The sequence below is a fragment of the Brachybacterium sp. SW0106-09 genome, from assembly GCF_001293905.1.
GTDB classification, from domain to species: Bacteria; Actinomycetota; Actinomycetes; order Actinomycetales; family Dermabacteraceae; genus Brachybacterium; species Brachybacterium conglomeratum.
Map to the genome: position 1 here is coordinate 1 of NZ_BCAK01000007.1, position 20185 is coordinate 20185.

Genomic DNA, 20185 nt, shown 5'->3' on the forward strand with positions numbered 1-20185 from the left:
CCGCGCCGCCATCTCCTACACCCTCATCTGTGAAGAGCCTTGAAACCGGAGAACCCGTCCATTGCGACGACCTCGACTCCGTCGCGGAACTCGGCGGTCTGGCCATCGAGCCAGGCCTTGAACACCTTCTTCGAGCGCCTCGGGACCATGTCCAGCAGTCTGGAGGAGCCGGTGCCGTCGCGGATCGGGGTCAGGTCAATGATGACGGTGACGTATTTGCTGCCCCGGCGGGTATGGGACCACACGTGCTCGTCCACGCCGATCACACGGACCCCGTCGAACCGGGTGGGATCGTTGATCAACAGTTCCTGGCCGTTGGCCAGAATCGCGTCGTTGGCGGTGTTCCAGGCGACCGCGAGCCCGGCGGCGATCCGTGCGACGGACAAGCGATCGATGACTACGCCCTTGAGCGCCCACAGCGCTGCATGCCGGGAAAGGACCGCGCGAGGTTCGGCGGCGGCCGAGGTGTCCTGCCGCCACACGCTGCGACAGTCCGGGCACCGGTAGCGGCGCACTCTGACCTGCAACATCGTGGGCCTCCAGCCCATCGGGACGTGGGCGAGGCGACGGACGACGGTTCCTCGGGAGACGCCCTGCTGACCGCACTGGTGGCACCAGTTGTCCGGGTCGAGCACGCGGCATTCGAGGATCGAGCGGTCGGCGCCGATCGACTGTTTGGTCGAGGTCAGGCCCAGCCGATCGAGCTGGCAGAAGGTATCGAGATCGGGCGCGGTGAAGGTAGCGTTGGGCACGTCGAGGTCTTCCAGATGGCGAGCGTAGGAACTTCCATCTTCGGGAGACCTCGACGTCTATCCCCGGACCGACGCGCCCACACCGCCATCGACCGCTACACCCTCATCTGTGAAGAGCCGCTTTCGAGCGGCCCTCGATCATGTCCAGCAGCCGCGCGGGACCCGTCTTGTTCCTGGTCGGCGTCAGATCGATGACCACGGTGACGTACTTGTCACCGCGCCGGGTATGGCGCCACACATGCTCGTCCACCCCGATCACACGGACGTCGTCGAAGCGTGTCTCGTCGTTGATCAGCACGCGTCGGCCCTCGGCCAGGACCGCTTCGTTCGCCGTGCGCCAGGCGACGCCCAGCCCGGCCGCGATCCTCGAGACGGAGAGGTGGTCGATGACCAGGGCCTTCAATGCCCACCGGATCCCGCCATGGGAGAGCTTCGCCCGTTCGGGTGCGGCAGAGGTGGTGTCTTCCCGCCACCGGGCTCCGCAGTGCTGGCAGTGGTAGCGGCGGACCCGCAGCAGCAGAGTCGTGGGCCGGTGGCCGAACGGCTCGTGCGCCAGGGACCGCGAGATCGAGCCGCGCGACGTTCCTCGAGCGCCGCAGCTGCGGCACCACGGATCCGCGACGGCCAGGCGACACTCGAGCACAGCGCGATCGGCCGTGATGCGCTGCCCGACAGCGATCAGGCCGAGATCGTCCAGGCCGGTGAAAGTCGTCAGATCAGGGGTCGCGAAGGTAGCGTGGGGCACGTCGAGGTCTTCCAGATGGCGAGCGTCAGAACTTCCATCATCGGGAGACCTCGACGTCTATCCCGGCACCGACGCGCCCACCCCGTGACCCGCACCTACACCCTCAGATGCGAAGAGCCGCTAAACTGGACACCCTCGAAGCGCGAGAGGCCTGACCTTATTCAAAGGTCAGGCCTCTCGGACTCGAACAAGTAGTGCTCCCGAAACACTCCACACTACTCCGAAAAGTGCCATGGCGATTGCCCCCCATGTTGCTCCAGGCGTGGTGAATCCAAGGTCCCACATCACATATAGAGCGCCAATCGACAGAACCGTGAACGCGGCGGCAAAACTGACCGAGGCGTACACGTAGCCCGACTCGACCACAGATGCCGCACTATCTCGATTACGAATCCTATCGAGTGCTGCGGCGGCAATCATCAGCTCGAGAAGCAGCAGCTGAACCCAACCCCATGCCAGGGCAGTGGAATACCACGGAGCAAGCTCCGGAAAAGCCCTAAGCGTACTTTCCGCTATTTCCGGAAGTGCCCACACTTGAATGCCGATAAGGACGGCAACGGCTACGCCTGCTGCGGCCAGCGTCCACCCCTTGGCGCTAACTCTCATAGTGAACTTCTCATCAATTGACATTGCCACTTCCAAATCTGTGATTGTGCGTAAATCGGTTGGGTTTGGACTGTTCGGTTGTCGGGAGAGCACGATTCGGCACAGTCCGCGATGGGTCCTCTTACTGGGTGGGGCTCCAAGTGAAGTCAGCGTGGGCGTTGTCGTGGTGGGCCTGCGCAGCGTCCACGGCATGCGCGAGACTCATCCGCTCGCGGGGCGTGAGCGCGACGGCCGCGGTTCTGACGGTGCGGGCGAGATGGGCGATGTCGAGAGGGTCTGAGGTCGTGCTAATAGCCTCTCACTCCCCCATCGGTCGACCGCGCGGGATGCTGCCGGCCTCGAGGTCGGGGAACGGCTTGCCGCTGTTGTACTTCTTCTCGCGGCGCTCCACCTCGGCCATGACGGCTTTGTGGATGAAGTCGGAGAGGCTGCGGTCCCCCTCCTCGCGGTCGGTGTGGCGGAAGGCTCCGCGCATCCGGGCGGTGTCGTCCTGGGGCTGGTAGAACGTGACCTTTGGCGGGTACTTCTTCCCGGTCGGGGCTGCCGCCGGGGCGAAGGTCCGCTCCGCGCGCGCCGGGGCCGGCGCCGGGGACTGTTCCGGGGCTGGCGTGGGCGGGTTGACGGGGCTGCCCCCGGCGAAGGGGCTGGTCTTGCGGGGCTTGTTGGTGGTGGCCATGGGGTCATGCCTCCTGGGTGATGGTGTGCAGATGGGCGGTGTAGAGGGCTGCGAGCTCGTCGCGCTATGCGCGGGGCATGGCGGTCCATTCGTCGATGCCGGCGCCGGCGGCCATCGCGGCGGCGATGCCGGCGCGGTATGGGATCGGGGGGTCCAGCAGTGGGAAGTCCATGGCCTCCGAGGCGCCGCGTAGTTCGTCGAGCCAGGTGCGGGCCTCGCGCTCGCGCGGGCGGTAGCGGTTGACGATGACGCCCGTCAGGCGCAGGGAGGGCCGGTAGTGCTGGCGGACCAGTCCGATGGTCTGGATGAGCTGCACGAGTCCGTGCGAGGCGAAGCGGTCGGCCTCGGTGACGGCTGCGGCGATGTCGGCGGCGGCCAGGGCGTTGATGGTGAGCTGATCGAGGCTCGGGGCGCAGTCGATGAGCACGAGGTCCCACGCCTCGCCGGCGGCGGCGAGAGCGTCGCGGAGGCGTCCCTCGCGGCCGATGGCGGTCTGGATTAGTTCATCGCGGACGAGTCCAAGGCTGCCGCCACCGGTGGTCGGCAGGACCTCGAGACCGGGCCAGACGCCCGGAACGATCACGTCGGCCACGGTCGCGTCGGTGCGGGAGCTGAGGACGTCTGCGAGGCCGGCTGCGTCCTGAGGTAGCTCCTCGGCGACTAGGGCGGTCGTGGCGTTGCCCTGGGGGTCGGCGTCGACCACGAGCACCCGGAGGCCTTGGCGCACGGCGGCGCGGGCGAGCTGCGCGGTGGTGGCGGTCTTCCCGACGCCGCCCTTCTGGTTGCACATGGCGATGGTCTTCACTGGTGGCGACCTCTCGGTGGTGGAGGGTGGGGAGGGGCCGGCGGTTCGGCCCCTCCCCTACTGCGGTCACTCGCTGGGCTGCTGCTTCTTGCGGGGCACATGGACGCCCTGGCCGCGGAAGCTGACGCCGATCTGGTCGGCCCGCACGTTGTGCTGCACCCGGGTGGTGCCGTCCTTGGCGGTGTACTCGGTAACGTAGTAGCGGGCGGCGAAGATCACGCGCACGTTGCCGTCACGCTCGGCGGTGGCCACCAGGCGCTCGGCGTCACGGCCGCTGACGGCGACGTCGTGGGCGATGGCCGGGCCGTCGACGAAGTCGTCGCCCTTCTTGATGCTGTCGGTGACGATCACGCGGGCGTAGGTGTAGCAGCCGCGCTCCCCTGCTGGAGCTTGGGGGTGACGGCGAGGTTTCCGGTACGGACGATGTAGCTCATTGGGAGCCCCCTTCGTATCGGTGCATCCATTGTTGTCAATGGAGTTACTGGGGTCAATAGTCCTGGCTAGTTCATCCCCTCCTCGCTATCGGCGGCGTGGGAAGCGGAGGGCGAGTGCAGCTCGTGCGGCAGCTCGCGGGGGTCAGCCTGCCAGGCGCTCACGGTGGACTCGGGCCAGCCGGCGGCTATGGCGCGCTGCGCCTCGTCGCCGTGGGCGAATCCCTGCCACTGCGGGTCGTCCGAGAGGGCGATGGCGAGGTGGCGACGGGTCAACCTCATGCCGGCACAGATGAGGCCAGCGGCCTCCTCGTGTACGCGGTGGCAGCGGGAGCCGTCGTAGCCGCCTCGCACGAAGATGTGGCCGCACCCGGGGCCCCTCTCCCCCGGCAGCAGCTCGCCGCGCTCGTAGCGGGTCTGGTAGCCATCGAGGGAGTCGTCTGCGGTGGCGGCGGCGACGTCCTGTCGCTCGATCTCGTCGAAGATGGAGAGCTGTTCCACGGTGGCCTCCTTGGTCATGGCTCTATTGCCCCTAATAGAGTTAGTGGGGTCAAGAGTGTTAGGCGATTCGGTGGGCGATCGCGGAGTGTCGGCGGCCGGCGTCGCCGGTGCCGCATCCGTCGCACGCCGTGGTGCTGCACGCCGTCGGGGCGGCTGCGGTGAGTTCGGTGGCGTAGGGGTAGCTCCACTGATCTTCCATCCACATGGCGGCCTCGTCCGTGGCGGGGTCGCCGGTGTCGGCGCTGGTGTGGCCGGCCAGGGCGAGTGCGCACTGTTCGCACGGGGAGAGCGTGAAGGCGTTGGGCGTGTCGGCGGGCAGCTCGTAGCGCTCCATGGAGGGGCTGATGTAAGTGGTGGCGGTGCGGGTCATGACGGCTCCTTGGCTGGTAATGGAGGTATTGGGGGAGGGGCCGGCGGTCGGCGCCGCCGGCCTCTGGGGGTGGTCAGGCGAGGTAGTAGCGTCGGCCGAGGCGCTGCGCCTCGATGCAGCGGGCGATGTGCTCGGCGTCGCCTGCGCCCCGAGCGAAACCCGACCCTCTCCCCTGGCCGCCCCCAGATCCCACCAGTACAGTTTTCAAGGACACAGCTTCCACGCCGCCCCGTCGGCCGCCGTTCCCGCGCTCCGACTGCACCCACTCCCTCCGGAGGATCCGATGACCACGTCCCAGGACGCCCCGACCGACGCCGCCCCGCTGATCACGGTCGACGTGTGGACCGACGTGGTCTGCCCGTGGTGCTACGTCGGTGAGGCCCGCCTCCACGATGCGATCGAGGCCGAGGGGTTGACCGGCCAGGTGCACGTGCGCGCGCATTCCTTCGAGCTCGATCCCACCTCTCCCGTCGGCGGCTCGCAGGACAACATCGAGCACCTGGTGCGCGCCAAGGGCATGCCGGCCGAGCAGGTGCGCGAGATGGAGGCGCAGATCAAGGCCATGGCCGAGGAGATCGGTCGCGAGTACTCCACCGAACGGCCGATGGCGAACACCCGCGGCGTGCACCGCGTGATGCAGGCGATCGGCGCGACGCACGGGGCCGACGCCGCGACCACGTTCTTCCTCGAGCTGCAGCGCGGCTACTTCACCGGCGCGCTGAACCCCTTCGAGGCCGACGTGGTCCTCTCCCGCGCGGTCGCCGCCGGTCTCGAGGAGCAGGTCGCGCGCGAGGCGCTCGAGGGCGGTGCGCACGACGAGGCGGTCGAGGCGGAGGTGCGAGAGGCGGCCTCGATGGGCGCCCGCGGCGTGCCGTTCTTCCTGTTCAACGACAAGTACACGGCGCCCGGGGCGCTGCCGACGGACGCCTTCCGTCAGGCGCTGCGGCAGATCGCCGAGGAGGCGCGGGCCGAGCGCGGGGAGCGGGCATGAGCGACACCGACCGCACGCACGACGACGCCGCCGCCGCCGAGGCAGCCCTCCGCCCCGCGAGCAGCGCCCACCCCGCACAGCCCGACGCCGCGCAGGCCGGCACCGTCCGATCCGAGGCGACCGAGCCCGAGGCCGCACCGCAGCCGCTGACCTCGCTCTCCTCGCTGCTGGGCGGATCCTTCGCGGGCGGACGGGCCTGCGACGCCGACGGCAGCTGCGACTGACGCGACTCCCGAACGACCTCCAGACAGAACGGGACCGACCTCCGGAGGGGTCGGTCCCGTTCTGTGTGCGGCGGCTCCGCGTCCGCGGGTGCTCAGCGGCCGAGCAGCTCCTCGGTGCCGGTGCCCGGCAGGCTCAGGGTCACAGGGGTGCCCCACGGGTCCTCGACCCGGACCGAGCGGCCGGTGTCGGCGAAGGAGAGGCCCGCGCGGCTGAGGCGGGCGGCCAGCGCATCGAGGTCCTCGCGGCCGGGGAGGGTGATCGCCACGTCGGCGAGACCCAGGGCGGTCGCGCGGGGGCCGGCGCCGCGGCTGTTCCAGGTGTTCATCGCGACGTGGTGGTGATAGCCGCCTGCGGCGGCGAAGAGCGCGCCCGGGTGGGACCCGGCCGTGGTCTCGAAGCCGAGGGTGTCGACGTAGAAGCGGCGGGCGATCTCGACGTCCCCGACCTGCAGGTGGACGTGGCCGACGATGCCGGGGCGCATGCCAGGGGTGGCGCCGACCTCGTCGGTCAGGTGCTCGGCGAGGTACTTGTTCGGGTCGATGAACAGGGTGTCCATCGCGACCTGGCCGTTCGTCCACTGCCACTGGTCGCGGGGGCGGTCCCAGTACAGCTCGATGCCGTTGCCCTCGGGGTCGGTGAAGTAGAAGGCCTCGGAGACGAGGTGGTCGCCGGTGCCGGCGAAGCGGGAGCGGGGGTCCTGCGCGGCGCGCAGCACGGTGCCAGCGAGGGACGCCTGGTCCTCGAAGAGGATCGCGGTGTGGAACAGGCCCGCCTGGCTCGGGTCGACGCCGGGCAGCCCCGGGGTCGCGACGAGGCGGAAGAAGGGGACGTCACCGCGGCCGAGCACGCGGTGGACCTCGCCGCCCACGCGGGCGCGCTCCTCGATCGGCTGCAGTGCGAGGGCGTTCTCGTAGTAGGAGCTCATCAGCTCGAGGTCGCCGACGCGCAGGGTCACGGCGTCCATGGCGAGGTCGGCGGAGAGGTGCTGCTCGCCGACGGTCCGGGCGGAGGTCGAGGAGGTCAGGGGCGAGGCGGTCATGGCGAGCCTTTCGTGCGGCGGGGGCGTCGGGACCAGCATGCGCCCTCCTGATAGACACTTCAAGCATTAACTGTTCGCGCGTGCTCCACGCCATAGCGTCGGATGCGACGGGGAGGGCGCTGCACACCTCATCCCGGGCAGGACCGAGGGCGGTGAGCACTGCTCACCGCCCTCGTGCCGAGTCCGCTCTCCCCTGCCGACCCGGGGTCCTCCCGCCACGACCCCCGTTGCCGGAGGGAGGCGATGCATAGACAGTAGGCCCGTCGAGGGCTCGTCCCGAGGGACTCAGGTCCCGTCGACCGGACGCCGCTCTGCCGGCGGTGTCGCGCACGGGCCGATGGTGAGGCGAGGTGCACACATGGCCGGCTCGCACCACCTTCGGCCCGTCGACGACACGAGAGGCTGCTGGTCGCAGCGCCGGTCCGGGTCAGTCCCCGGCGCGCAGCAGCGGGGGGACGAGCGAGGTGCCGGAGCCCGCGCGGTACAGCCGGGCCGGGCGTCCGCCCGTCGGCGCCGCGTGGCGGTCCAGCTCCATCAGGAAGCCTTCGGAGCGGGTGGCCTTGCGGTGGAAGTTCCCGGCGTCCAGCGAACGGCCCCAGACGCTCTCGTACACCCCGCGCAGCTGCGAGATCGTGAACTCCTCGGGCAGGAAGGTCACCGCCAGGGTCGTGTACTCGAGCTTGCTGCGCGCCCGCTCGATCGAGGCCTCGAGCACGGTGGCGTGGTCGAAGGCGAGGGAGATGCCGTCGAGGTCGGCGATCGACCACCAGCGCGCGTCGGCCACGTCCTCGCCGCGCAGGGGGTCGGGCAGGTCCGCGCCGAGGGCCATGAACGCGACGGAGACGACGTGCCCGCGCGGGTCACGGCCGGGGGCGCCGAAGGTGCGCACCTGCTCGAGGTGCACGGCGCCGCTGCCCAGGGACGCCTCGTCGGAGAGCACCCGGTAGGCGGCGCCGTCGAGGTCCTCGCCGTATTCGATGAAGCCGCCCGGGAGGGCCCATGACCCCTTGTGCGGCTCGTCGTCGCGCTGGATCAGCAGCACGCTCAGCTCACCGCCGCGGAGCGTCAGGATGATCAGGTCGACCGCGACGTGGATCTCGGGGACGCTGCTCTGGGGCGAGGAGGGCATGCGTCCACGATAGGCGGGGTTCTGGTCACTGTGACACCAGTTGGTCGGGCGACTCACAGGTAATCTCCGCGCAGGCGCGTGGCCTGCACGGACAGGTGCCGACGGGTCGCACGCCCCGGCGCGTCGCCCGTCGGCCCGTCCGGCTCACTCGGAGAGCCAGCGGCCCCACTTGTCGGCGCGGTGCTCGGCCTCGACCAGGCGGACCGTCCCGGAGGTGGAGCGCATGACGATCGACTCGGTGACGATGCGGTCGTGGCGGTAGCGCACGCCGCGCAGCAGGTCGCCGTCGGTGATGCCGGTCGCCGCGAAGTAGCAGTTGTCGGAGGTGACCAGGTCGTCCGTGGTCAGCACGCGGTCCAGGTCGTGGCCGGCGTCGATCGCCCTCTGCCGCTCCTCGTCGTCGGTCGGGGCGAGGCGGCCCTGGATCATGCCGCCGGTGGCCTTCACCGCGCAGGCCGCGATGATGCCCTCGGGGGTGCCGCCAGTGCCCAGCAGCATGTCCACCCCGGCGCCGCGGGCGGCGGCGATGGCTCCGGCCACGTCGCCGTCCATGATGAACTTGACGCGCGCGCCGGCCTCTCGGATCTCACGCACCATCGCCTCGTGGCGCGGACGCTCGAGCACGCACACGGTGACCTGGTTGACGGGCTTGTCCAGCGCCTTCGCGACGAGCTTGATGTTCTGCTCGATCGGCAGGCGGAGGTCCACGTACTCCGCCGCCTCGGGCCCCACCACCATCTTCTCCATGTAGAACACGGCCGACGGGTCGTACATGCTGCCCTTCTCGGCGACGGCGAAGACGGCGAGGGCGTTGTTGTAGCCGAGCGCGGTGAGGCGGGTGCCGTCGATCGGGTCGACCGCGACGTCGACGTCGGGGCCCGTGCCGTCGCCGACCTGCTCCCCGTTGAACAGCATCGGGGCCTCGTCCTTCTCGCCCTCGCCGATCACGACCGTGCCGTTCATCCGGACGGTGTCCATGAAGGAGCGCATGGCGTCGACGGCGGCGCCGTCGGCCCGGTTCTTGTCGCCCGCGCCCACCCAGCGGCCGCCGGCGATGGCGGCGGCCTCGGTGACGCGCACGAGCTCGAGGGCGAGGTTGCGATCGGGGGCGGTGGGTGTGGAGGCGGGCGTGGTCATCGGGGGTCTCCCTCGTCGTCGAGTGCGGGTCGTCGCATGCGTGCGCCGGGCGTCCTGACCTGCCGGGGCGACAGGCCGATCGGTGCCTGACGTGCGAGTCCGACTGTAACCGACCGGCGCCGCCCGGCGGGCTGCTCCGCCCGGGAAACCGTCCCGCGCCCGCGGCGGCCTGCCTCCACGGCGGGGCGTGCCTCTGGTGGAGGAGTTCGGCGCCGCGACCGGGCCACCGGAGCTGTTCGACAAGGACACCGACGCCGCACTCACGGCCGAGAACCGGTCCGCCGGGCAGCGGCCTGAGGAGAGGGTGCAGGAGGAGACGGTGCCGTACGTCCTCGCCGGTGCTGCGATCGGCTCGGCGGTAGGCATCGGCGGTAGCGTCCACCACGGGTGCTCGAAGCGCCGCACTGGGACGTTCTCGCCCCGCACGTGCTGGCGAGGATCGAGGAGCGGGTACGGCGGGACGCCCCGCCCGAGCAGGTGGCGATCGAGTCCTCGCAGCTCGGCGACGGGGTCGGCGCGCTCGGCGCGGCGGCGCTCTTCCTGCAGCGGGAGCTCTCCCCCGCCGTCCGCTGACCCTCCCCTCGCGCTGCCGCGCTGGCCCCGCCGCAGCCGACGTGCGAGTCCTGCCGCACACAAATGCGCTCTCTGCGTGACCTCAACCGCCATAGGGCATTGAGGTCACGCAGAGAGCGCAGAAGTTTGCGGGCGGCGGGGGCAGGGTGACGGGAACTGGGCAGGACCGGAGGCAGAGGACGGGGAGGCAGAGGACGGGGAGGCAGAGGACGGGGAGGCAGAGGCCGCGCGGCGGGGGCGCGTAGGCTTCTGTGCGGCGGCGCCGCACGGGCGTCCTGCGCCGCGCAGCACCGCGGCACCCGCCCCGAATGCCGACGAGGTCATGCCATGGAGCAGTTCACCCTCCCCCACACCGACATCACCGCGCCGAACGTGGTGCTCGGCCTGATGCGGATCGCCGAGAAGTCCGACGAGGAGATCCGCACCCTGGTCCGCACGGCCCGCGACGCCGGGATCGACTTCCTCGACCACGCCGACATCTACGGCGGACAGAAGCACCGCTGCGAGGAGCGCTTCGCCGAGGCGCTCGCACTGACCCCGTCGGAGCGCGACCAGGTCACGATCCAGACCAAGGCCGGGATCGTGCCCGAGGGTCCGTACTTCGACTACAGCTACGAGCACCTGGTCGAGTCGGTCGAGGGCTCGCTGCGCGCGCTGCGCACCGACCGCATCGACATCCTGCTGCTGCACCGCCCCGACGCCCTGGTCGAGCCGGAGGAGGTCGCGCGCGCCTTCGACGAGCTGCACGCGAGCGGCAAGGTGCGCCACTTCGGCGTCTCCAACCACACCCCGCGCCAGATCGAGCTGCTGCAGAAGCACCTGGACCAGCCGATCGTCGCCAACCAGCTGCAGCTGTCGATCACGCACTCGACGATCGTCGCGCAGGGCGTGGCCTCGAACATGCAGGGCAGCGACCAGTCGATCGTCCGCGACGGCGGCGGGATCCTCGACTTCTGCCGCCTGCACGACATCACGATCCAGGCCTGGTCCCCGTTCCAGGCGGGCTTCTTCGACGGGGTCTTCCTCGGCCATCCGGAGCATGCCGAGCTGAACGCCGTCATCGACCGCCTGGCCGCGAAGTACGACGTGACCCCCGAGGGCATCGCCACCGCCTGGATCACCCGCCACCCCGCGCAGATGCAGGTCGTGCTCGGCACCACCACCCCGCAGCGCGTCGCGGACTCCGCCGCCGGCTCCGACATCCCTCTGACCCGCGCCGAGTGGTACGAGCTGTTCCGCGCGGCCGGGTGGATCGTGCCCTGAGCCGGGCCCGCAGCGCCCTCCCGCGTCGGCGCGCCCCGCTCAGCAGATCCCGCCGACGATCCCGAACGCCCGCAGCACATGCACCACGGCCAGGAGCAGCACGAACCCGGACACCCCGAGCACGACCCCGGCGTGCATCGGCGAGTGATGGGGGCGGCGCAGGGCGGGCATCGCATGGCAACGGATACCGCTCCGTCACCCCACCGGAGAGAATGGCCGGGATTCTCTCTGTCCACCCAGGTGCCGCAGCGGAGCGGCGAGGAGGCACGGCTCATGGCGCAGCGTCGCATCGGTCTGATCGGCTACGGGGACGTCTCCGTCGTCCATGTCGGGGCGGTCGAGGCGATCGACGGGCTCGAGCTCGTCGGCATCGCGGACGTCGACCCCGCCGCGCGGGAGCGCGCCGCCGCCGACACGGGGCTGCCGACCTTCGCGAGCGCCGAGGAGCTGATCGACGCCCTCGGCCCCGACGCCGTGCACGTCACCACGCCGCACGACCAGCACGTCGGCCCCTCCCTCGCCGCGCTCGAGCGGGGCGTGCACGTGCTCCAGGAGAAGCCGCTCGCGCACACCCTCGCCGAGGGCGAGCGGCTGGTCGAGGCGCTGGCCGGCGCTTCCGGGCCGCGGGCCGACGGCGGAGCGGGCGCGCCGAAGATCGCGATCTGCTTCCAGAACCGCTACAACCGCGGCAGCCAGGGGCTGCACCGGCTGCTCGCGAGCGGTGAGCTCGGCGCGGTGCGCGGCGCCTACGCCTCGGTCGTGTGGTCGCGCTCGGCGGAGTACTACGCGGCCAAGCCGTGGCGCGGCCGGTGGGAGACCGCGGGCGGCGGTCTGCTGATCAACCAGGCGATCCACACCCTCGACCTCGTGCAGTGGCTGCTGGGCCCGGTCGAGCGGACCGAGGGCCTCGTCTCGCAGAAGAAGTTCGCGGGCGTCGTCGAGACCGAGGACACCGCCGACCTCGTGCTCCATCACGCCTCCGGCATCACCACCACCTTCTACGCCACCCTCACCGCGCCGGTCGCGCGGCCCGTCGAGCTCGAGGTGGAGACCGACAACGCCTATCTCGAGGTCCGCTCCGGCAGCGTCGGCGGGCTCACCGTGCGCTGGAAGGACGGCCGGGTGGACAGCTTCTCCGACCGGGTCGCGACCGCGGGAGGCCGCTCCTACTGGGGCGTCTCCCACGAGGAGCTGATCCGCGACTTCTACGCCGGGCTGGACTCCGAGGCGCCGTTCTGGATCGGGCCCGCCGAGGCGATGGACTCGCTGCGGATCCTCAAGGACGCCTACCGCAGCACCGGCGTCGGGAACTGACCCCGCCTGGCCCGGTGGCGTTCGCATCGCCGGACCGTCGGCACCAAGGGGCCTCCAGCGGCACGCCGCGACGACTGTCGTCGCACCGTGCCGCTGGAGGCCCCTTTCTGCAGGTGCCCGCAGCGCACCGGCCGCGCAGGCCGGCGAGCGGGTCTCAGATGATCGAGCGGCCCTCCTTGCGGGCCTCGCGCGCGTCCTTCGCGAAGCCGCGGACGATCGTGATGAGGATCCCGAGCACGAGCACGGGCCACATGAGCACGTAGGCGGTCAGCAGAGCGGTCATGGTGTCTCCTTCGAGGAGCGGGGCCGGCGCACGGCCGGCAGGAGCGGTGGTCGGGGCGGCCCCGTCGTCACGGGGCCGCCGGAGGTGAGGGTGCCGCCGGGTCAGCGGACCGGGCCGCGGCCCGCCATGCGGTCGTCGTCAGAGAGGCCCTCGAGGTCGGAGGCGGTCGTCTCCTCGTCGAAGTCGCCGGTGACCTTCTTGATCACCGAGAAGTCGAAGTCCTGCGAGGAGCGGACGCTGAGCGCCCAGCACACCAGGAACGAGACGGCGTAGGCGACCAGCGATCCCGAGAGGGTCTCGAAGTCACGCAGGTATCCGAACCCGAAGGGCAGCACCGCGATGGTCGCCGTCGCGCCGATCACGATCGCGGCGCGCAGCCCGAAGAAGCCGAACGCCATGATCCCCAGCACCACGCCCACGCCGACGATCGCCAGCAGCTCGACCACCAGCGCCCAGACGCCCTCGAGCGGGAGGAGCTCGAAGCGCACCGGAAGGAACACCACGAGCGCGGCGATCACGGAGAGGGTGAAGGCGCGGTTGGTGACCTTCTTCCAGTAGAAGGAGGCGATGACCGGGAACACGAGGCAGCCCCACAGGGCGCCCACGAACACCAGCAGGTCCAGGATGTTGAAGCGCGCGGTGGCGAAGTAGAGCGCGAGACCCGTCGCGACGATCATCGTGATCCGGCCGATGAGCAGCATGAGCTTCGGGTCGACGTTCTTCCGGCCGACCGACTGGCCGTAGAAGTCGGTCATCACGATCGAGCTCAGCGCCGCGAGGTCGGAGTCCGCGGTGGAGGACAGCGAGCCGATGATCATGACGAAGGCGAGCGCGACCAGGGCGACGGGCAGGTAGGTGCCGACCATCTGCGGCATCAGGTTGTTCACGTCGCCGCCCACGGGCTCCACGCCCAGGTACAGCGCCATCACGCCGAGCATGCCCACGCCGATCACGGTCGCGCCGTAGCCGACGGTGGCGGTGACGAAGGTGGGCTTGATGAGGTCCTCGCGCACGGCGAAGAGGCGCTGGGCGATGGTCTGGTTGCCGATCGCGTAGGCGAGCACCGCGGCGATGTAGGGGGCGCCCTGGTTCATGAAGGCGTCGGAGGAGAAGAAGCTCTCCTGCTGCGGGGTGACGTGCCCGGCCGCGACCCCCTCGGCGAACATCGAGGGGCCGCCGGCAAGGAAGAACACCGCCGGGATGATCACGACGGCCGCGCCGAGCATTGCCATGACCTGCGCGAAGTCGGTCAGGACGGAGGCGCGGAAGCCGGACCACAGGGTGTACAGGAGCACACCGCCGGCGATGATGAGGATGCCCGCGCCGAAGCTGAGCGGGGAGAGCATCGCGATGATCGCGCCGCCGGCGATGAAGTTCGAGGTCAGCGAGATGACGGAGCCGAGCACGTTGGAGCCGGCGAGCATCACCTGCGAGGAGCGGCCGTGGCGGGCGTACATCACCTCGGCGAGGGTGTGGGCGCGCGGGGCGACCTTCCGGATCCGCTTGCCGAAGGGGTAGATGAACAGGATCATCAGCGCGCCCCAGAGCCCGTAGTGGATGGGGCCGGAGACGCCGTAGGTGTACCCGGCGGTCACCGAGGCGTACATCGAGGACGCCCAGATCCAGGTGGCGGTCATGGAGGCGGCGGAGACGCCGAAGCCGATGCGGTTGCCGGCGGTCATGTAGTCGTCGGCGTTCTCCTGCTTGCGGGAGATCGCCACGGACATCCACATCGTGCCCCCGTAGAACAGGAGCAGGAGCAGGGCGATCCCGATGATCCCCAGCTGGATGATCTCGCCTGAGGGCGCGGGCGGCATGGACTTCCTCTCGTCGCGGTGGACCGGTCACGTGCGGCCGGTCCCCCGCGCCGCAGGGCGCGTCGGGCCAGACGGGGCCCCAAGCGGGGCCGACCGGCGATCGACCCCGTCGCGGATCGCGTCGAATCTCGCCCGGGCGAGGCCTCGCCTCAGCGCCGCATGGGGCGCACCCTGACGGCGGGGACGGGTGGGCCCTCCCGGGCCGCTCCCCCGCCCTCGATCACGCGTGGAGTCGCATAGATACTCGCACAACCCTCAGCGGATTGCCAGGTGACCACCCGAAGGCCGACCTTTCCCGCAGGTCATGAGCGATTGCCGATTGTCCGACATTCACAGACAAGCCACCGGTGCACCAAGGGCGCATGCTCCGCATACAGATGCAGCATCGACCGTCGGCGCACGCCTCGGCCGGGGTGCACGGTCCCGCCCGTCCCGGGGCGGACGCGGCGTCGAGCCGCTCACCACGCGCCCTACCCTCGATGCCATGACGCGCATCGGCATCGTGACCACCTCCCCCGGCGCCTTCACCTCCACCGATCCCGACCGCGACTGCGCCCCGCTGGTCGCCGCTCTCCGCGACCGCGGCGTCGAGGCGACCTCGCTGGACTGGCACGACGCGTCGGTCGACTGGGCCTCCTGGGATCTCGCCGTGCTCCGCAGCCCCTGGGACTACGCCCAGCATCCCGCCGAGTTCGCGGCGTGGCTCGAGCATGCGGGGACGCGGACCCACGTGCTCAACGAGCCGGAGCTGATCCGCTGGAACATGGACAAGCACTATCTCCTCGAGCTCGAGGCCGAGGGGATCCCCGTGATCCCGACGAGCTACCACCGCACGCTCGACCCGGTCCGCGACGCGCTCGCGGCGCCGACGCAGGCCGCTCACGTGGTCGTGAAGCCCGCCGTCGGCGCGGGATCGCAGCGCACGGGCCTGTTCGCGCGCGAGGACCCCGCCGCGCTCGCCCTCGCCCGGCAGATCCTCGACGCGGGCGGGACCGTCATGGTGCAGCCCGAGGTGCCCGAGCTCTCCGACGGGCTGGAGAAGGCGGTCTACACCCTCGACGGCCGCTTCACCCATGCGGTCGCCAAGGGCGCGCTGCTCGCCCGCGGCGGCGGACTGCGCGGCGGCCAGTACCAGGAGAACCCCCAGCTCGTCGGGGCCTCGGCCGACGAGCAGGCCTTCGCCGAGCGGGTGCTCGCGGCGGTCGCCGAGGTGACCGGCCTCGGCACGCCGCTGTACGGGCGGATCGACCTGGTCGACTCGGCCGAGCACGGGCGGGTGCTGATCGAGGCGGAGCTGTTCGAGCCGACCTACAACCTGCACCTCGCTCCGGAGGTGACGGAGCTCTTCGTCGACGCGATCCTGGGGCGGGTCCGAGCGACGGAGCCCGAGCGCTCGCTCTGAGGGCTCGGGGCGACGCCCCTTCCGCGGGAGGGGCCGGCGCCGCGAACAGGCCCCGTCCCCTCCCTCAGCGGTCCCGTCCGACCGGCCGCTCGCCAGCGTCGGTCAGCTCCCCGTCGGCGCCGGGATTCCCTGCGGCGGCCGCGGCAGGCCGAGATGGTCGCGCAGGGTCGTCCCCTCGTACTCGCGGCGGAAGCGCCCACGCCGCTGGAGCACCGGCACCACCTGGTCGACGAACTCCTCGATGCCGCCCGGCAGGGTGGGAGGCATGAGGTTGAAGCCGTCGGCCGCTCCTGCGTCGACCCAGCGCTCGATCTCGTCTGCCACCTGCTCCGGGCTGCCGATCACGGTCGCGTGGCCACCGCCTGCGGCGAGGAGCCCCAGCAGCTCGCGGACGGTCGGGCGGGCGATCTCGAGGATGCGCAGCACCGTGGCGTAGCGGCCCTTCGGCCCGGTGAACTCCTCCAGCGGCGGCAGCGGCGGGACCGGGGCGTCGAGCTCCCAGTCCGACGTGTCCTGGCCGACGAAGAAGGAGAGCTGGCGCAGCGAGTCCTGCACGGGCAGCAGGGCGTCGAGCTCGGCCTTGCGGCGTCGAGCCTCCTCCTCGGTCGAGGCGACGTAGGGGACCAGCCCCGGCATGACGGCGAGGGCGTCGGGGTCGCGTCCGAGCGCCGCCGCGCGGGAGCGGATGTCGTTGCGATAGGTGCGGGCGGAGGCGAGATCCCAGGCCACGGCGTAGATCCCCTCGGCGTGGCGGGCGGCGAGCGCGCGCCCGGGCTCCGAGGCCCCGGCCTGGAAGAGGACCGGGCGGCCCTGCGGCGGGGTCGGCACGTTCAAGGGCCCGTCGACGGCGAAGGCCTCCCCGCGATGCAGCGGCGGACGCAGGAGAGCGGGGTCTACGTAGGCGCCGTCCGGGTCGGCGAGGATGCTGTCCATCGGCCAGGACTCCCACAGCCCCTGGAGCACCTCGAGGAACTCCCCCGCCGTGGCGTAGCGCTGCGCATGGCCCGGCAGGGCGGTCATGGAGTGGTTGCGAGCCTCCTCGTCGGTCATCGAGGTGACGACGTTGACCCCGGCCCGGCCGCGCGAGATGTGGTCCAGGCTCGCCAGCAGCCGGGCGGCGTGGAACGGGTCCCAGAAGGTGCTGGAGACCGTCGTGACCAGCCCGACCCGTTCCGTGGCGCGGGCCATCGCGGTGAGCGCGGTGAGCGGTTCGAGCATCCAGGCGGGACCGCGCTCGACGCCGGCCGTGCCGATCGACTGGCCGTCGGCGAGGAAGACCGCATCGAGCCGGCCCCGCTCCGCGATCCGCGCGAGCTCCTCCCAGTACGTGATGTCCGCGAGGCGCTCCACCGAGGAGCCGGGCGCACGCCAGGCCGCGGAGTGGTGGCCGCAGGCATGGGCGAACAGGTTCAGTCGCACCGGGCGGCGGGCGGCGCCGGTCACGGAGGCATGGGCATGGCCGTGGGTGACCATCAGTCCATCACCAGCCCGCCGTCGACGACGAGGTTCTGCCCGGTGATCGCCCGTGCCCAGGGCGAGGCGAGGAGGAGCACGGCGTCGGCGAGCTCGGCGGGCGTGGTCACAGAGCGCAGCGGGGTGCTCGCGGCGATCGCGTCGAACACCGTCTCCGGGGTCGCGGAGCTCGCGTCGGTGGTGCGCAGCAGGCCGCCGCTGACCATGTTCACCGTGATGCCGCGGGGACCGAGGTCGGCGGCGAAGGTGCGGGTCAGGGCCAGCAGCGCCGCCTTCGCCGCGGTGTAGTCGTGGTAGGGCACGACGGGGTGCTGGAGGAGGTTCGTGCCGATGTTGACGACGCGTCCCGAGCCGGCGCGGTCGAAGCCGGGCAGGGCGGACTGGATGGTGTGCAGCGCGCCCTGCACGGCGCCGGAGAACTGTCCCGCGAAGGCCTCGTAGCCGATCTCGTGCGCCTTCGCGCGGGCGTCCCCGTCGAAGGAGAAGCCGGCCAGGGCGTTGTTCACGACGGTGTCGACGGGGTCGCCGAACTCGGCCTCGGCCCGGGCGAACAGGGCCTCGACCTGGTCGCGCTCGCGCACGTCGGCGCGCACGGCGATCGCCCGGCCGGGGTGCGCGTCGGCGATCTCCCGGGCGGCGGCCTCGCTGGTGAGGTGGTCGATGACGACCCTGGCTCCCTCGCGGAGGAACGCCTCGGTGAGGGCCCGGCCGAGGCCGCGAGCGCCGCCGGTGACGAGGACGACCTGCTCGGAGAGCGGCGGGGCGGTACGGGAGGCGCGGGTGGTCGGGGTGGAGGGTGTCATGGTCGTGCGGTCCTTTCAGGGCATGCGAGCACGCCCGCCGCCGAGCGGGAGGGACGTGTCGCGGTCGGAGCAGGGCCGGATCGGGGCGCGGCGCTGCGCGGGAGGCGACACGGGGACCGGGAGAGGGGATGGCGGCGTGCAGGGCGGCGGCGTGCCGGTTCGCGACCAGCACGGCCCTGGCCCGCAGGACCGTGGCCTGCAGGGCGACAGCGCACAGCGCATCGACGACATCCCTCCGCGAGCATGAACTCGATCAGGTTCTCCGGGTGTGCTCTCAGCCCCTGGCGGGGCACCCCGTGTCGATCACCGACTGTACCCGCCGCCGGCCGCTGGGCGCTCCCGGTCTCGTCGAGCTGCCTCCCAGCTCGTGGAGCTGCGGCACGTCCGCCTCCGGGGCGGGCGCACCGGGAGGAGCGAGCGGTGGACACGACGGGCCTTTCGACGTCCGAGGGGTGACGACGACAGCGTGGCGGGCCGAGATGACGAGCCGGTGGCCGCGGGGCTGGCCGACACCCTCATCGTCATCGAAGCCACCGACCCGGTTCAGGGCGGGGAACGACTCCAGCAACTGGTGCTGCCCACCGATCCGAAAGCCCCCATCACGTTGCAGGCCGCGTCGACACCACCGGTCAAGAATCCCCTGCTCGGAGCGCTGCAACTCGGCCACCACCGCGAGCACCTGACCGCGACTAGCCAACTCGCCTTCCGCACCGGCGCCGCCCATCCCCGACACCCGCTGCCACCGCATGCATTACGCGCCGCCTCGCGGCACCTGCTGCTGCCCGAACATCTTTCGACCGGGCGCCCGCTGACCGTCGCGCACATCCCCCAGGCGATCTGGACCGGCTCGCTGCCCCAACTCGATGCGTCCGATCCGATGGCCCACGCAGAGATCTCCCTTCTACTGGCCCGGATCGGCACCAGTCGCCCTTGGTCGCACCTCACCGTCGACCTAGGCCTCCCCCGCGCCTTCCCCTCCACCCTCGCCCGACGCATCCGCGCCAGACGCGCCCACGGAACCTGGCCCACCCTGCTGAGCCAACTCGAACAGCTCCTGGACGAACTTCAGGCGCACCCGCCGTGGGCCCACTACCGCCACCGCCGCATCCTCGCCGACGACCTCCGCCTGCTCTCGCAAGCCCTGACCTCGGCCCATCCCCGGCACGAGACGCCCATACTCGCCGTACAACGGCGGTTCTGGGAGCTCTTCACCGGCGGCGAAGCCTACTTCGCCCCGCGTCCCCTCGCCGTCCCCGCCGATCATCACGCCAAATGGAGGCAACGGCGCGAGGAGCTCGACGCCGAGCAGATGGAGCTGTTCGAGGCCGCCTTCCGGATCCTCGACCACTCCAGCCCCCTGCGACTCGGCAGACCGCTGAGCTGGCAGCCGCCTTGAAGCGGAGACTTCACTTACCAGCTCACCCCTCCAAACGGGGTACCCATCGGCATCGACGCGCTTCCCTACGTCCTCTCCAACAGCGCGCTGACCCTCCTCGACCAGCAATCCCACGAAGGCAACCGAGCCGCCGCCGCGAAAACCGCCTTGTCCCGCCGCAGCGGCCAGCCAGGTGCTCTCGACGCGAAGACCGCTGACTACTGGTCTGGCCCTCTCGCCACTCTCTACAGCGATCTCAAGAGCAACACCCTGATCCCCGACCGCCCAACCCTGCCCGCGCTACCCTTCCGGAACCGCTACCGCGCATGCTTCCCCGCGGAGCACCTCTCCGGACTCGACAGTCCGAGTCCGTCCAAGGAGGTTCAGTCACGGGCACGTGCACCTGTCCCTGATACCCCCAGCCAGGAAGCTCAGCACTCTCCACGCCACCCGAGAGGCTGAGGACAAGCTGGGT

General features: G+C 71.0%; 21 protein-coding genes, 2 pseudogenes and 1 riboswitch. Of the genes and pseudogenes, 7 read left to right on the forward strand and 16 right to left on the reverse strand.

The genetic code is table 11. The features are described 5' to 3' along the window. Positions 1-38 precede the first annotated feature (38 nt). From Y09_RS04880 to Y09_RS04910, 8 genes and pseudogenes are all read right to left on the reverse strand, one after another. Positions 39-752 (reverse strand): annotated as a pseudogene (locus Y09_RS04880) (transposase); the annotation flags it as partial. Between the two features lie 118 nt (positions 753-870). Beyond that, positions 871-1497, reverse strand: a pseudogene (locus Y09_RS04885) (transposase family protein); the annotation flags it as partial. A 168-nt stretch (positions 1498-1665) separates the two neighbouring features. After that, positions 1666-2127 (reverse strand): hypothetical protein, encoded by a 462-nt coding sequence (locus Y09_RS17110; RefSeq protein WP_148639528.1) that lies wholly within the window; start codon positions 2125-2127, stop codon positions 1666-1668. 274 nt (positions 2128-2401) lie between these two features. Further along, positions 2402-2779, reverse strand: a complete 378-nt coding sequence (locus Y09_RS04890) for a hypothetical protein (protein WP_053916521.1) — start codon at positions 2777-2779, stop codon at positions 2402-2404. 64 nt (positions 2780-2843) lie between these two features. Beyond that, complete coding sequence (locus Y09_RS04895; RefSeq protein WP_148639529.1) at positions 2844-3584, reverse strand: ParA family protein; 741 nt, start codon at positions 3582-3584, stop codon at positions 2844-2846. A 66-nt stretch (positions 3585-3650) separates the two neighbouring features. After that, positions 3651-3935 (reverse strand): single-stranded DNA-binding protein, encoded by a 285-nt coding sequence (locus Y09_RS04900; RefSeq protein ID WP_234695636.1) that lies wholly within the window; start codon positions 3933-3935, stop codon positions 3651-3653. A 149-nt stretch (positions 3936-4084) separates the two neighbouring features. Then, positions 4085-4516 (reverse strand): hypothetical protein, encoded by a 432-nt coding sequence (locus tag Y09_RS04905; RefSeq protein ID WP_053916522.1) that lies wholly within the window; start codon positions 4514-4516, stop codon positions 4085-4087. 58 nt (positions 4517-4574) lie between these two features. Continuing rightward, positions 4575-4886: a hypothetical protein gene (locus tag Y09_RS04910; RefSeq protein ID WP_053916523.1), complete on the reverse strand. Its 312-nt coding sequence runs from the start codon at positions 4884-4886 to the stop codon at positions 4575-4577. Between the two features lie 283 nt (positions 4887-5169). On the opposite strand from Y09_RS04910, the gene Y09_RS04915 reads away from it, so the two are divergent. Together Y09_RS04915 and Y09_RS04920 are read left to right on the forward strand one after the other, a co-directional pair. After that, the gene (locus Y09_RS04915; protein ID WP_053916524.1) at positions 5170-5877 is read left to right on the forward strand and encodes a DsbA family protein; all 708 of its coding nucleotides are present in this window, start codon (positions 5170-5172) and stop codon (positions 5875-5877) included. Then, on the forward strand, positions 5874-6101 hold the full coding sequence (locus tag Y09_RS04920) for a hypothetical protein (protein ID WP_053916525.1): 228 nt from the start codon (positions 5874-5876) through the stop codon (positions 6099-6101). Before Y09_RS04915 ends, Y09_RS04920 begins: the two co-directional genes overlap by 4 nt. A 92-nt stretch (positions 6102-6193) precedes the next feature. Here Y09_RS04920 and Y09_RS04925 read toward each other — a convergent pair whose 3' ends face one another. The 3 genes from Y09_RS04925 to glpX all read right to left on the reverse strand — a co-directional run bounded on the left by Y09_RS04925 (position 6194) and on the right by glpX (position 9407). After that, entirely contained in the window at positions 6194-7141 is a 948-nt protein-coding gene (locus Y09_RS04925; RefSeq protein ID WP_053916612.1) for a VOC family protein, read from the reverse strand. A 427-nt stretch (positions 7142-7568) separates the two neighbouring features. Then, positions 7569-8270, reverse strand: a complete 702-nt coding sequence (locus tag Y09_RS04930) for an NUDIX domain-containing protein (protein WP_053916526.1) — start codon at positions 8268-8270, stop codon at positions 7569-7571. Positions 8271-8414: 144 nt separating this feature from the next. Then, positions 8415-9407: a class II fructose-bisphosphatase gene (gene glpX, locus Y09_RS04935; RefSeq protein ID WP_053916527.1), complete on the reverse strand. Its 993-nt coding sequence runs from the start codon at positions 9405-9407 to the stop codon at positions 8415-8417. Between the two features lie 387 nt (positions 9408-9794). On the opposite strand from glpX, the gene Y09_RS17115 reads away from it, so the two are divergent. Beyond that, positions 9795-9980 (forward strand): hypothetical protein, encoded by a 186-nt coding sequence (locus Y09_RS17115; protein WP_148639530.1) that lies wholly within the window; start codon positions 9795-9797, stop codon positions 9978-9980. 327 nt (positions 9981-10307) lie between these two features. Beyond that, positions 10308-11243 (forward strand): aldo/keto reductase family oxidoreductase, encoded by a 936-nt coding sequence (locus Y09_RS04940; RefSeq protein WP_053916528.1) that lies wholly within the window; start codon positions 10308-10310, stop codon positions 11241-11243. Between the two features lie 39 nt (positions 11244-11282). On the opposite strand, the gene Y09_RS18090 is transcribed toward Y09_RS04940, so the two are convergent. Continuing rightward, the gene (locus Y09_RS18090; RefSeq protein WP_255351642.1) at positions 11283-11414 is read right to left on the reverse strand and encodes a hypothetical protein; all 132 of its coding nucleotides are present in this window, start codon (positions 11412-11414) and stop codon (positions 11283-11285) included. Between the two features lie 102 nt (positions 11415-11516). Here Y09_RS18090 and Y09_RS04945 point away from each other — a divergent pair, with 102 nt between their 5' ends. After that, a complete protein-coding gene (locus Y09_RS04945; protein ID WP_053916529.1) occupies positions 11517-12557 on the forward strand; it encodes a Gfo/Idh/MocA family protein in 1041 nt (346 codons plus the stop codon). A gap of 154 nt (positions 12558-12711) precedes the next feature. Here the strand turns inward: Y09_RS04945 and Y09_RS17805 are convergent, their stop codons facing one another. Continuing rightward, a complete protein-coding gene (locus tag Y09_RS17805; protein WP_010551855.1) occupies positions 12712-12840 on the reverse strand; it encodes a putative transporter small subunit in 129 nt (42 codons plus the stop codon). A 101-nt stretch (positions 12841-12941) separates the two neighbouring features. After that, on the reverse strand, positions 12942-14657 hold the full coding sequence (locus tag Y09_RS04950) for a sodium:solute symporter family protein (RefSeq protein ID WP_053916530.1): 1716 nt from the start codon (positions 14655-14657) through the stop codon (positions 12942-12944). Positions 14658-15141: 484 nt separating this feature from the next. Here Y09_RS04950 and Y09_RS04955 point away from each other — a divergent pair, with 484 nt between their 5' ends. Further along, complete coding sequence (locus Y09_RS04955) at positions 15142-16059, forward strand: RimK family alpha-L-glutamate ligase (protein WP_053916531.1); 918 nt, start codon at positions 15142-15144, stop codon at positions 16057-16059. A 102-nt stretch (positions 16060-16161) separates the two neighbouring features. Here Y09_RS04955 and Y09_RS04960 read toward each other — a convergent pair whose 3' ends face one another. Further along, positions 16162-17532, reverse strand: coding sequence for an LLM class flavin-dependent oxidoreductase (locus Y09_RS04960; protein ID WP_053916532.1), 1371 nt, complete (start codon positions 17530-17532; stop codon positions 16162-16164). Next, complete coding sequence (locus Y09_RS04965; protein ID WP_053916533.1) at positions 17532-18335, reverse strand: 3-oxoacyl-ACP reductase; 804 nt, start codon at positions 18333-18335, stop codon at positions 17532-17534. Before Y09_RS04965 ends, Y09_RS04960 begins: the two co-directional genes overlap by 1 nt. A 213-nt stretch (positions 18336-18548) precedes the next feature. Continuing rightward, positions 18549-18642: riboswitch (TPP riboswitch) on the reverse strand. A gap of 183 nt (positions 18643-18825) precedes the next feature. On the opposite strand from Y09_RS04965, the gene Y09_RS04975 reads away from it, so the two are divergent. Further along, positions 18826-19731: a hypothetical protein gene (locus tag Y09_RS04975; RefSeq protein ID WP_053916535.1), complete on the forward strand. Its 906-nt coding sequence runs from the start codon at positions 18826-18828 to the stop codon at positions 19729-19731. The last annotated feature ends 454 nt before the right edge of the window (positions 19732-20185 follow it).

Coding starts and splice junctions, on each gene's coding strand:
- Y09_RS17110 (WP_148639528.1), bottom strand. CDS start 2,127: ATGTCAATTGATGAGAAGTTCACTATGAGAGTTAGCGCCAAGGGGTGG.
- Y09_RS04890 (WP_053916521.1), bottom strand. CDS start 2,779: ATGGCCACCACCAACAAGCCCCGCAAGACCAGCCCCTTCGCCGGGGGC.
- Y09_RS04910 (WP_053916523.1), bottom strand. CDS start 4,886: ATGACCCGCACCGCCACCACTTACATCAGCCCCTCCATGGAGCGCTAC.
- Y09_RS04915 (WP_053916524.1), top strand. CDS start 5,170: ATGACCACGTCCCAGGACGCCCCGACCGACGCCGCCCCGCTGATCACG.
- Y09_RS04920 (WP_053916525.1), top strand. CDS start 5,874: ATGAGCGACACCGACCGCACGCACGACGACGCCGCCGCCGCCGAGGCA.
- Y09_RS04925 (WP_053916612.1), bottom strand. CDS start 7,141: ATGACCGCCTCGCCCCTGACCTCCTCGACCTCCGCCCGGACCGTCGGC.
- Y09_RS04930 (WP_053916526.1), bottom strand. CDS start 8,270: ATGCCCTCCTCGCCCCAGAGCAGCGTCCCCGAGATCCACGTCGCGGTC.
- glpX (WP_053916527.1), bottom strand. CDS start 9,407: ATGACCACGCCCGCCTCCACACCCACCGCCCCCGATCGCAACCTCGCC.
- Y09_RS04940 (WP_053916528.1), top strand. CDS start 10,308: ATGGAGCAGTTCACCCTCCCCCACACCGACATCACCGCGCCGAACGTG.
- Y09_RS18090 (WP_255351642.1), bottom strand. CDS start 11,414: ATGCCCGCCCTGCGCCGCCCCCATCACTCGCCGATGCACGCCGGGGTC.
- Y09_RS04945 (WP_053916529.1), top strand. CDS start 11,517: ATGGCGCAGCGTCGCATCGGTCTGATCGGCTACGGGGACGTCTCCGTC.
- Y09_RS17805 (WP_010551855.1), bottom strand. CDS start 12,840: ATGACCGCTCTGCTGACCGCCTACGTGCTCATGTGGCCCGTGCTCGTG.
- Y09_RS04950 (WP_053916530.1), bottom strand. CDS start 14,657: ATGCCGCCCGCGCCCTCAGGCGAGATCATCCAGCTGGGGATCATCGGG.
- Y09_RS04955 (WP_053916531.1), top strand. CDS start 15,142: ATGACGCGCATCGGCATCGTGACCACCTCCCCCGGCGCCTTCACCTCC.
- Y09_RS04960 (WP_053916532.1), bottom strand. CDS start 17,532: ATGGTCACCCACGGCCATGCCCATGCCTCCGTGACCGGCGCCGCCCGC.
- Y09_RS04965 (WP_053916533.1), bottom strand. CDS start 18,335: ATGACACCCTCCACCCCGACCACCCGCGCCTCCCGTACCGCCCCGCCG.